Here is a 10,647-nt window from a genome sequence, read left to right on the forward strand (position 1 = left end):
TTTGTTGCATGTTGTTTCGTGTGGTGCTAGTTTGTATCGCATGAAAAGGTCGGAGTACCTTGCATTTTCACAAACTTGGGAGAGAAAGCGCATGAAAGATGTACCAGCGCTGGACATAAAGGATCTACACAAAACGTTTGGTCAAAATGAAGTTTTAAAGGGAATTTCACTTTCTGCGCATAAAGGCGATGTTGTATCGATTATCGGATCTTCAGGGTCGGGTAAAAGTACTTTCCTTAGATGTATCAACCTTTTAGAGACACCAACTGCAGGCGAGATTTGGGTTAATGGCGAATTAATTCAAATGAAAAACAACCGCCAAGGCGTATCTGTTCCTGCCAACGAAAAACAAGTACAGCGTATCCGTTCACGCTTAGCGATGGTTTTTCAAGGCTTCAATCTTTGGTCTCACCTGACCGTTCTCGAAAATGTTATCGAAGCACCCGTTCACGTATTAGGTGTACCTAAAGCTCAAGCGATTGAAAATGCAGAACTACTACTTAAAAAAGTAGGCTTGTATGAGCGCAAAGATTACTACCCAGGTCATTTATCCGGTGGACAACAACAACGAGCGGCAATTGCTCGAGCGTTAGCGGTTGATCCGGAAGTGATGCTGTTTGATGAGCCAACATCAGCACTTGACCCTGAGTTAGTAGGGGAAGTACTCGGTGTAATGCGAGATCTAGCAGAAGAAGGAAGAACCATGCTTGTGGTAACACATGAAATGGCTTTTGCTCGTGACGTATCAAACCATGTGATGTTCCTGCACCAAGGTCTAGTGGAAGAACAGGGCGATCCAGCTAAACTGTTTACGGAACCTGAATCTGAACGTTTACAACAATTTATCTCATCGATTTACTAATCAGAATTGAAACGCCGTTGCCAACGGTAAACAGCGACGGTGTGAACAATAAAACACAACAAGTAAGTTAATAAGCAACAACAAACACAATATTAAAACTAGCAAAACATAAAAACCTAAATCACAGGAGTAGGGATATGAAAAAGTGGTTATTAGTCGCGGCACTTGCTGCAACTGCTGCAACGGGCGTAGCTCAAGCAAAAGAATGGAAAACAGTACGCTTTGGTATTGAAGGTGCTTACCCTCCATTTAGCTGGACAGAAGCTGACGGGTCACTGAAAGGCTTCGATGTCGATATGGCTAACGCACTTTGTACTGAAATGCAGGTGCAGTGTAAGATCGTTGCACAAGACTGGGATGGTATCATTCCTTCTCTACTTGCTCGTAAATATGATGCGATCATCGCGGCAATGTCTATCACGGAAGAGCGTAAGAAAAAAATCGACTTCACTGGTAAATACGCACTTATCCCAAACAAGTTCATCGCTAAGAAAGGTGCAGGCCTTAACTTTGATGATCTAAGCGGTCAAAAGATTGCAGTTCAACGTGCAACAACTCACGATAAATACCTAACAGACAACTACGGCGATACAGTAGAGATCGTTCGTTACGGTTCATTCGACGAAGCTTACCTTGATCTAGCAAACGGTCGTGTTGCTGCTGTACTAGGTGATGCATCTGCTCTAGAAGAAGGCGTGCTGAACAAAGCTGGTGGTGAAGACTACGAGTTTGTTGGCCCCTCTCTAACGGATCCTAAGTGGTTCGGTGAAGGTATGGGTATTGCTGTTCGTAAGCAAGACAAAGATCTGACTAAGCAATTAGATGCGGCAATCCTTTCACTACGTGAAAAAGGCATCTACCAAGATATCGCGGCTAAATACTTCAACTACGACGTATACGGTCAGTAATCTTTAGCGTCAATTCTTAAGGGAGAGGTTCTCCTCTCCCTGTCTTACCAACTTTTTCGCAGTTCTGTTGGAATCCATTATGTTTGATTTACAAGGATATGAAGCGTCGATCCTGAAAGGGGCGGTGCTCACAATCGAAGTTGCCTTGCTGTCGCTAATTTTAGCTATGGTTCTTGGTATGCTAGGTGCCTTAGCAAAACTCGCGCCTTATCGCTGGGCTCGTGCTATTGCAACCCTCTACACAACCGTCATTCGAGGCATTCCAGATCTCGTACTGATGATGTTGATTTTCTTTGGTGGACAAATCCTTTTAAACAACAGTTTGTATTCCATCAACGAGTGGCTCAACGAGTGGTTTGCATCCAGTGATCCTAACCACGAATGGACCGCTTACTTACCTGATTATATTGATGTCAGCCCATTTGTTGCTGGTGTCTTAACCATAGGCTTTATTTTCGGTGCCTATATGGCAGAAACGTTCCGTGGTGCCATCATGGCTGTCGACAGCGGTGAAATGGAAGCGGCAAAAGCTTATGGTATGAGCCCTGTAAAGGCGTTTCACCGCATACTGCTACCGCAGATGATTCGTCACGCATTACCGGGTTTTGGGAATAACTGGCTGGTATTACTTAAAACCACTGCGCTGGTTTCGATTATTGGCCTAGAAGACATGGTACGTGTTAGTGCACTGGCGGCGGGTTCAACCAAAATGCCATTCACTTTCTACATGACTGTGGCGATTATCTTCTTATTCTTCACCAGTGTTTCAACGGGCTTACTTAAGCTGGTTGAACGTAAATTCAGTATCCACGCGAGGTAGTTATGGACTTTTCATTGATAATTGAAAGCCTGCCGATTTACCTTGGTGGTTTATGGACAACGGCTTGGATGGTTTGCGTTGCTTTGATCATTGGCTTATTCGTCGCCATACCACTAGCTATCGCTCGTAACAGTCCAAATATGCTGATTAATGCTCCGGCTTGGTCATTCATCTATTTCTTCCGTGGTACGCCATTACTGGTTCAGCTGTACCTGATTTACTACGGTATGGACCAATTCTTCCCAGTGAAAGACACATTATGGGAAAACGCATGGTTCTGTGCTTTGGTGGCATTCATTCTTAACACGTCAGCTTATACCGCAGAGATCATTCGTGGTGCGATTAACGGCTTACCTAAAGGTGAAGTGGAAGCAGCAAAAGCTTACGGCATGAGTACACCGAAGACTTACCGTCGTATCATTTTACCAAGTGCTCTGCGTCGCGCATTGCCGGCTTACAGTAACGAAGTCATCTTCATGCTTCACGGCTCTGCGGTAGCGGGTATCGTAACCATTATGGACTTAACCGGTGCAGCACGTTTGGTTAACTCACGTTACTACGCTCCATTCGAGTCTTTCCTAACGGCAGGTCTGTTCTACATGGCGTTAACGTTCATCATCATCGCGATTTTCAAATTCGCAGAGAAGCGTTTCCTTGCTTATCTAAGACCCCTTAGCTAATTGCACGGTATTCACACAGTTAACAAAACGGCGCTCATTGAGCGCCGTTCTTATTTAGGGTTTGTATAGGAATTAGTTGAGTAGCTCTTTGAAGCAAAAAGGACTTATTACACAAGCAATAAGTCCTTTAACTTTGTTTCTGATTTACTAGTTCAAAAAGCAATTAAACTTCATTAACGCCAATGAAATCACCATCAAAGGATGCATCAGTGTAGATGATGACTTCTTTGCCTCCTTTGGTGAAACTATAAGCGGTAATCGTTTCAGTTCCATCGAGTCCAAGTTTATCTTGCATATCTTGGTCTAGCGTCACTGATGTTGCGGTTTGGTATTGGAATCCTTGAAGATGACTAGCGTCGATATCTTCAATTCCTAAAGCAAAGAATTCAGCAACTTGGTCGTCGTTCTTTGCTCTATTACCATCAAGGTCATGGTTTTGATTGAAGGTTTTACCTAGAGAAATAGTCAGTTTGTCATTAGCTGAGTCTCCCCCTATGACTGCTTCAAACCCATTGATGTTTGACCCCTTCGACATGTCGATATCGACACCACCAGGGTCATTGGCGACCAGTACATCGAACCCTTTACCACCATGAATTAGAGTATCCTCTGCATCAAAGGCTACTGTATCGTTGCCTTTACCAGCACGGATTTCGTCTGCACCACCACCACCAATGATGATGTCATCGCCTTTACCGCCTTTGATATGGTCGATTCCGTCTCCGCCATCAAGCCAATCATCGCCTTTACCACCAAACAATTGCTCTGGTTGGTCGTCGATTTCAACGGTGGTTACCACATCATCGAAGTCACCATCACCGCCAGGGTTGTCATTCCAGAACTGATTTCCGAGTTCTGTACCCGGATTGAAGTTGTTAATGCCGCTAACATCTAAGGTAAGGTTGCCGTTACTACCGACTAAATTTTGTACGCCCAGCAAGAAGGGGTGGTCACTATTGTTAGAGCTTGTCGCTTGTTGAGTGTTTAAGTCAATTGCGATACTTTCGCCTGAGACGAAACCGTCATTCCCGCCATCTGGGATAATGAAGAACCCGAGCGTATCAACGCAATCATCACAGTGCCCCAAATCGAGACTAAAGCTGTTGCCAGCTTCAGAGTTTGGAAGGTGATCCTTCACATTTCCCCAAATGACTTCAGCGTTTACATTGCCTTCACTGTCTTTTGTGAAGTAACCAAACGAATTTTCGAAGCCCGCTTCGGTGCCTTCCATAGTGACATCAATAGTCCCTCTGAAGTTACTTACATCGTAGTAACCCGTATCAGGATCGAGTTCAGGTACGCCACCCTTGGCGTTGTCGCCACCAAGAATGACATCGTCGCCACGACCACCGCGCAATATATCGGTTCCGTCACCCGTTAGGCCATCGGTGGTAACAGAAGTGACGTAGTAGTCACTTGAATCGGCATTAGCGTTTCCGTTTTTTTCAAATGCAGGACCAACGGCAGTAAACTGAAGTTCATCAAAGGCTTTAAAGCCAGTCTCATCAGGACCGATGTTTAGATAACCGCTGTTGTTATTGCCATCCGCTAAATCGCTCGCAATGAAATCGCCCTCAGCGACCAGAATACCTTCTCGATATGCTGCCCAATGGCCAGCCTCATCTACGCCATTGTCGCCTTCATTTAAGTAGAGGTTGGATATACCGACTTTAGCAATCATTGTATGTTCGTCTAAGCTGACAGAAAACATCTCTGATGCACCTTCACCAGAACCGCCGTCGTAGCTGAAGCCAATTTGAGCAAGCACGCCAGCCTCTGCTGCGCCATCTACCCCATAACCTGTACCGCCAGAACTTGCATTACCTGTATCAACGGTACCGACAGATCCATCAGCGTTGTAGGCGGTTGAATTTGCTGATAGGTCGACGGATGTCGTTGGCTCCGCTAATTCAAACTCGCCGGTTCCTTCGTTAAACGACAGCGCTTCAAAGTTATCGCCGATAATTACGTCATTCCCTTTACCGCCTCGAATCAAGTCGTTCCCAGCGGCGCCTTCATTTGCAGCGTCTGGCCCGTTATCACCAATGAGCACATCGTTATGCAGTACCTGCTTCAATGACACATTATCAATCAGAGCCCCAAAGGTGTCTTCTGCGCCGTCGGCAATAAAATTGAGTGAGTAATTTCCTGAAGAGAGATCGACATCTTCGCTAAACAGATCCCAATCATCATCGACGCCGTCAATGTCTTGGAAAGACTTCTCGAATACAACGTCGGTGCCCGCCATTATTTGGACTGTGAAAGGAGCGGTGGTGCTATCGCCTCCTTTGTTACGGAAAGCGTAGGAAAAATCGAGTTGATATATACCGTCGTCATCGACCGTAAATGTTTGGGAGACGGTTGAATTTGAATTCGCGCCATGCGAGTCTAATTCTAGGAAGTGACCACTGGCGATATCAGTCCCGTAACCATCAGCTGGGACACCGCCATGCAGTTGTTCTTGAATCTCGATACTGCCAACCTCTGCGTTCCATGCACCGGCGCTTGGCGCTGTTCCCCATGTATTGCCAAGGTCAAAAGCTTCAAAATCACCATCGCTGATTAGGTTTTCGCCAAATTCTGCACCAGCGCCTCTGTCACCATAAATAATGTCATTGTTCGCACCGCCTTCAACATAATCATCACCGGCACCTGCAACCACAATGTCGTCAACACACTCTTCTCCTAGCGCTTCTAAATCTTTATCGCGTGCCGCGCTTAAATCGCGGTTAACGCCGGCTTCATCACCAGCATTGAGCGAATGATTCCAAGCTTCAACCACATCGTTTCCGGCACCTGCTTTAATTGTGTCCGATCCACGTCCAGCAGCGATAAAGTCATCGCCGCTGCCGGCATGCACAATGTCGTCGCCTTTACCGGCTCGTACTTCGAGGTTATCGCCGCTGAGGTTAGAAAGGTCATTGTTGACATCTCTAGATTCTGGGGTGGGGAGGTTAGGACCATCTACTAGTGTATTGGTATCATTGCTACCATTACTTTTCAGTCCTGCTGCTGTATTGGTTACTTCTGCCATCGTTTTTTCCTCACATATCATTCGATACATAGAGGCAGCCCAGCCATCTCGGCTTCATCCCTGAGATCTGGAGCTTTCCGTCCTCACCTCACGATGAGTTTGGCTTTATCTTCTTTGTGCGCTTGGTTAAATTTCTCTCATTGCCTTATAGGCGCTCACAGAGAGTGGGTTGAGTAGATACTCGAGCGGTGTTTGTTGCTCAAGTAATATCATCACTTCTGCGGGCATGCCCGGATACAATGAGATGTTTTCTAATGCTTCTAGCTCAGACTTATCTAACGATACTCTCGCTAAGTAAGCAGAAGATCCTGTAGCTTGATCGCTAATGCGGTCAGCCGAAATATGGACTAATTTTCCACGAATCGGTGGTGTTTTACGGAAACTGTATGCAGTCAGTCTTACTTGGGTATCCAACCCAATTCGTAAGGCTTCAATGTCTTCTGGCTTGACTAACGCTTCTACAATCAACTCGTCATTTTGCGGAACCAATTCCATTAAGGTTTCACCGGGTGGAACAATGGCATTTTCGGAGACCACATTAAGTCCAACCACCACACCACTTTGAGGTGCTCTTATTTCAACCCGGGTAAGAATATCTTGAGCATTGACCATAGCTTCTCTGGTTTCATTCAGCTTTCGTTCTAAATCTTGTATCTCTTCGCCGAGCGTTTTGGCGTAAGTATAATCCGCGTTGATCAGCTCTAATTTCGCTTCGGCGATGGTGCGCTTGGCGTGTCCGATTCTAGCTTTGAGGTCAGCAACGTTACCTTGTAATTGAGAGCGTTCTCGCTGTAAATCCAATAAGCGAGATTTGGATGTGTTACCGGAAACAAGCAAATCTTGGTGCATTTGTACCTGTTCTTCTAAATACTTCAGGCTTCGATTTCCGGCTAAGAATCGTTGTTGGAAGCCTTGCAGATCAAGTTTTGATTGCTCGACTTTTTGCTGTAACACATCGGATTCACCGGATTTTAACGATTGTCTTTTGCTGAAAAGTTTACTCTGCGTATCAAGTAAGCTTGATACGTTTGGGTCACTCATAAGGGAGAGTAATCTCATATCAAATTGAATTTCTTGATGACTCGCTAACTCTGATTGTAAGCGGTTCAGCCGCGCTAAATCACTTTGCCACTGAGCTCTTAGCCTTAGAAGCGATGCTTGAGCTTGTGTGTGACTTAACGTGATGAGCAGTTCGTCTTTTTGAACATGGTCGCCGTCAGAAACATGGACGATTTCTACAATCCCGCCTTCTAAGTGCTGAATGGGTTTTCGCTTTGATTCTACGATAATCACGCCTGGCGCAATGGCAGCAGAAGAAAGCGGGGCTAGGTATGCCCAAGCAGCAAAGCCACCAAGAGTAGTCACAAGAACTAACCAGATGAACACCTGTATTTTGAATGTAGAAAAGATCAGTTTTCTACCATCGTCGAAGTGAATACCTTTATCGTCATGATGAATACTAGCCATTCGACACCTCCGAGGAAGCGACATTGAAGAGCGACCGGACAACTTTACTCGCTTCGCCTGCTTGCGTTATCTGGCCGTTTTTCAATTCAACAACCCAATCGACATGTCTGAGTAAGCTTGGGTTATGCGTTACCATCACGACAGAAATGGATTTCTCTTTCGCCAATTGTAATAGCGAAACAAGAAACTCTTCGCCTTCTTTGTCGAGATGGGAATCAGGCTCATCAAGCACGAGTAGCTTAGGTGAGAAAACCAATGCTCTTGCGATGGCAAGTTTCTGGGCTTGTCCACCAGATAACTGATGACCAAAAGAACCGATAATCGTTTCATATCCATTCGGTAAGGCGACAACAGCATCATGCACACCGGCTTGAATAGCGGATCTGACGATTTGGCTATCCGTAACGTTGGAATCAAATCGGGCGATATTTTGTTTGACAGTGCCATGTAAAAAGTCGATGTGCTGAGGAACATAACCGACGGTGTGTTTGAACTGATTCAGATTCCACAACTCAACATTGAGTCCATCGATAGAAATGCCACCTTTTGAGGGCGATATGCCGTTAGTGATCATTTTGCAGATGGAAGACTTACCTGACCCGCTAGGGCCTATCAATGCGACTCGATTTCCTGATTCCAGTCTTAGCTTCAAACCATTAAGAGTCGGCTTGTTAAGTTTTTCAGACGCGAACCATGTGACGTTGTCGATGACCAGATCACCTTTAATTGTTTCCAACTCGGTTCGCTCGGTATGTTTAGTATGAGAAGCAAATTCCTTAGCTAAGCGTTTGTTTGCATCCAAACCAGTTTTCCATGCTTGAATACCACTAGAGAGCATCTCAATTGGCTGGAGTGCTCTCGCCATTAGGATTGAACCCGCAATCATTCCACCAGCAGACATGGCATTTTGAATGACTAGACTTGCTCCGACAGCCATGATGATGAGTTGAAGGACCATACGTATGTAACGAGAAAATGCACTCAGTGAACAGGTGGCTTGATCTAAATGGCTTCGAGACCAGCTCTTCTCCGCCAATATTTCTTGGTAGGTCTGACTTAAACCTTGTTGTTGATGTTGGCTAAAGATCGTGGCGTGTTTTTGAAAGCACTCGTCGTTTTTTCTTTGTGTTGCGAGCTGGCTTAAGTAAGTGGTTTTAAAGTGCTTAGATTTAACCCAATGAGAAAGCAATGTTGTCATGAGAATAAAAACAACGGCACCCACACCGACTAATCCTATATATGGATGAATCGCAAACATAATAATAAGAAAAAGGGGAGTGAATGGCAGATCAAACATGACAAAGTAGGCTGGAGAAGAGAGTAGGCTCTTTACCTCACTTATATCGTTGAACAGATGTTTTTCTTTTGATTTCGATGAGAAGGAGGTTTGTTCAAATAGCTGCTGAGACGCGATAAATTCAAATTTGATCGCTTTCTTTTGTGCATACTTGGCTCTAGACGCGTCAAGGAACGCTTGGGCTGTAAGTAGGAACACAGCAATGAAAGCCAAGAATAGAAGCGTATCTAAACTTTGACTTGAGAGGACTCGATCAAACACTTGGAGGCTGAATAAGGGAACGACTAACATCAATACGCTGATCGCTCCGCTGACCACCATCATCGGAAGTAAACTACGCAGATTAATTGGATTTATACCGGCCCAAGGCTTTGCGTCCATACAAAACTCTCTCCATTGGTTGTCCAAATAGTATAGATGGGCAGTGGCGAGAATGTGAACTATCTCAAGCTTTTTGAGTGGATTTGAGCTAAGTAAAAAAAATGCACAAGCTAAACAAAAGCTTGTGCATTTTTGATTTGAAATTTAATTTGGATTTTATTTAAACGTCGACCAAATCGGAGCGTGATCTGACGGTTTTTCAATGCCGCGTAGCTCGTAATCGATGCCAGCTTCAGTACACTTATCGGCAAGCTTTTGAGTCGCTAGGACTACATCAATACGCAGGCCGCGGTTGTCTACGAAGCCTTTTGAGCGGTAATCAAACCACGAGTATTGATCATTCACTTCAGGGTGCAGCAAGCGGAAGCTGTCTACAAAGCCCCAGTCCATCAATGTTTTCAACCATTCTCGCTCTTCTGGTTGGAAAGAGCATTTACCTGTTTTTAACCAACGTTTCGCATTAGGTTCACCAATGCCGATGTCTGCGTCGATAGGGCTGATATTAATGTCGCCCATCACAATCACTTGCTCATCTTTGTTGTGATAATCGTTTAAGTAAGTCATTAAGTCTTTATAGAACTGGCGTTTGTACGGGTATTTTGTTTCATGCTTGATGTTATCCCCTTGAGGGAAGTAGCCATTTAGCACGGTAACCTTTTCACCATCTTCATCTTCAAACGTCGCCATGATCATGCGTTTTTGATGGTCTTCATTATCTGTTGGGAAACCCTTCTGCACAGAAATAGGCTCTTGCTTACACAACATTGCCACACCGTAGTGGGCTTTTTGACCGTGGAAGTAAACCTTATAGCCCATTGCTTCAACATCAGCAATTGGGAAGGCTTCATCGTGCACTTTTATCTCTTGCAGACCAATCACGTCGGGTTGGTGTTTGTCGATAATAGCTTGCAGTTGGTGAAGGCGGGCTCTAAGACCGTTGATGTTGAAGCTAATTACTTTCATTTGTTTTTATACCTCTCGTAAACCTTTGTCACTGCTTGTTTTTAAAGGTTTTTGATTTGGTGGATTTCATGGTTCATCGTATTTAACCATGCTTAATAATTTCTGTCGCCACTTTGTAGAGACAAAATGGCGACATTAAATGATGTGAATACTTACAGTTACGTAGAATCTATTGAGTCTTCATAGACAGGATCTTAAGAGCTAACTTGTTTATTTAGATAGAAAAAAGGCTTCA

General features: G+C 44.7%; 8 protein-coding genes and 1 riboswitch. Of the genes, 4 read left to right on the forward strand and 4 right to left on the reverse strand.

Annotation, left to right across the window (positions count from 1 at the left end):
• Nucleotides 1-91 precede the first annotated feature (91 nt).
• The 4 genes from AB6E78_RS06940 (at nucleotide 92) to AB6E78_RS06955 (ending at nucleotide 3,270) form a co-directional block, all read left to right on the forward strand.
• Nucleotides 92-862, forward strand: a complete 771-nt coding sequence (locus tag AB6E78_RS06940; protein ID WP_004736532.1) for an ABC transporter ATP-binding protein — start codon at nucleotides 92-94, stop codon at nucleotides 860-862.
• A 137-nt stretch (nucleotides 863-999) separates the two neighbouring features.
• Complete coding sequence (locus tag AB6E78_RS06945; protein WP_017062125.1) at nucleotides 1,000-1,770, forward strand: ABC transporter substrate-binding protein; 771 nt, start codon at nucleotides 1,000-1,002, stop codon at nucleotides 1,768-1,770.
• A 79-nt stretch (nucleotides 1,771-1,849) separates the two neighbouring features.
• On the forward strand, nucleotides 1,850-2,590 hold the full coding sequence (locus AB6E78_RS06950) for an ABC transporter permease (RefSeq protein ID WP_017062124.1): 741 nt from the start codon (nucleotides 1,850-1,852) through the stop codon (nucleotides 2,588-2,590).
• Between the two features lie 2 nt (nucleotides 2,591-2,592).
• Nucleotides 2,593-3,270 carry an ABC transporter permease gene (locus AB6E78_RS06955; protein WP_017062123.1) on the forward strand — a complete coding sequence of 226 codons (678 nt, stop codon included), beginning with the start codon at nucleotides 2,593-2,595 and terminating at the stop codon, nucleotides 3,268-3,270.
• Between the two features lie 163 nt (nucleotides 3,271-3,433).
• On the opposite strand, the gene AB6E78_RS06960 is transcribed toward AB6E78_RS06955, so the two are convergent.
• The 4 genes from AB6E78_RS06960 to xthA all read right to left on the reverse strand — a co-directional run bounded on the left by AB6E78_RS06960 (nucleotide 3,434) and on the right by xthA (nucleotide 10,412).
• Nucleotides 3,434-6,304, reverse strand: coding sequence for a hypothetical protein (locus AB6E78_RS06960; RefSeq protein WP_372132924.1), 2,871 nt, complete (start codon nucleotides 6,302-6,304; stop codon nucleotides 3,434-3,436).
• Between the two features lie 30 nt (nucleotides 6,305-6,334).
• Nucleotides 6,335-6,418, reverse strand: a riboswitch (cyclic di-GMP riboswitch).
• A gap of 12 nt (nucleotides 6,419-6,430) precedes the next feature.
• Nucleotides 6,431-7,771: an HlyD family type I secretion periplasmic adaptor subunit gene (locus AB6E78_RS06965; RefSeq protein ID WP_017070029.1), complete on the reverse strand. Its 1,341-nt coding sequence runs from the start codon at nucleotides 7,769-7,771 to the stop codon at nucleotides 6,431-6,433.
• The gene (locus AB6E78_RS06970) at nucleotides 7,764-9,449 is read right to left on the reverse strand and encodes a type I secretion system permease/ATPase (protein ID WP_017062120.1); all 1,686 of its coding nucleotides are present in this window, start codon (nucleotides 9,447-9,449) and stop codon (nucleotides 7,764-7,766) included. The genes AB6E78_RS06965 and AB6E78_RS06970 overlap by 8 nt, the downstream gene beginning before the upstream one ends.
• Nucleotides 9,450-9,605: 156 nt before the next feature.
• Nucleotides 9,606-10,412, reverse strand: a complete 807-nt coding sequence (gene xthA, locus AB6E78_RS06975; protein ID WP_017070028.1) for an exodeoxyribonuclease III — start codon at nucleotides 10,410-10,412, stop codon at nucleotides 9,606-9,608.
• Between the last annotated feature and the right edge of the window lie 235 nt (nucleotides 10,413-10,647).

The organism is Vibrio sp. 10N.247.310.98, assembly GCF_041467395.1.
Classification (GTDB): domain Bacteria; phylum Pseudomonadota; class Gammaproteobacteria; order Enterobacterales; family Vibrionaceae; genus Vibrio; species Vibrio crassostreae_C.

Bases quoted from the DNA above. Each gene is read 5' to 3' on its own strand.
- AB6E78_RS06940 (WP_004736532.1), top strand. From the start codon at position 92: ATGAAAGATGTACCAGCGCTGGACATAAAGGATCTACACAAAACGTTT.
- AB6E78_RS06945 (WP_017062125.1), top strand. From the start codon at position 1,000: ATGAAAAAGTGGTTATTAGTCGCGGCACTTGCTGCAACTGCTGCAACG.
- AB6E78_RS06950 (WP_017062124.1), top strand. From the start codon at position 1,850: ATGTTTGATTTACAAGGATATGAAGCGTCGATCCTGAAAGGGGCGGTG.
- AB6E78_RS06955 (WP_017062123.1), top strand. From the start codon at position 2,593: ATGGACTTTTCATTGATAATTGAAAGCCTGCCGATTTACCTTGGTGGT.
- AB6E78_RS06960 (WP_372132924.1), bottom strand. From the start codon at position 6,304: ATGGCAGAAGTAACCAATACAGCAGCAGGACTGAAAAGTAATGGTAGC.
- AB6E78_RS06965 (WP_017070029.1), bottom strand. From the start codon at position 7,771: ATGGCTAGTATTCATCATGACGATAAAGGTATTCACTTCGACGATGGT.
- AB6E78_RS06970 (WP_017062120.1), bottom strand. From the start codon at position 9,449: ATGGACGCAAAGCCTTGGGCCGGTATAAATCCAATTAATCTGCGTAGT.
- xthA (WP_017070028.1), bottom strand. From the start codon at position 10,412: ATGAAAGTAATTAGCTTCAACATCAACGGTCTTAGAGCCCGCCTTCAC.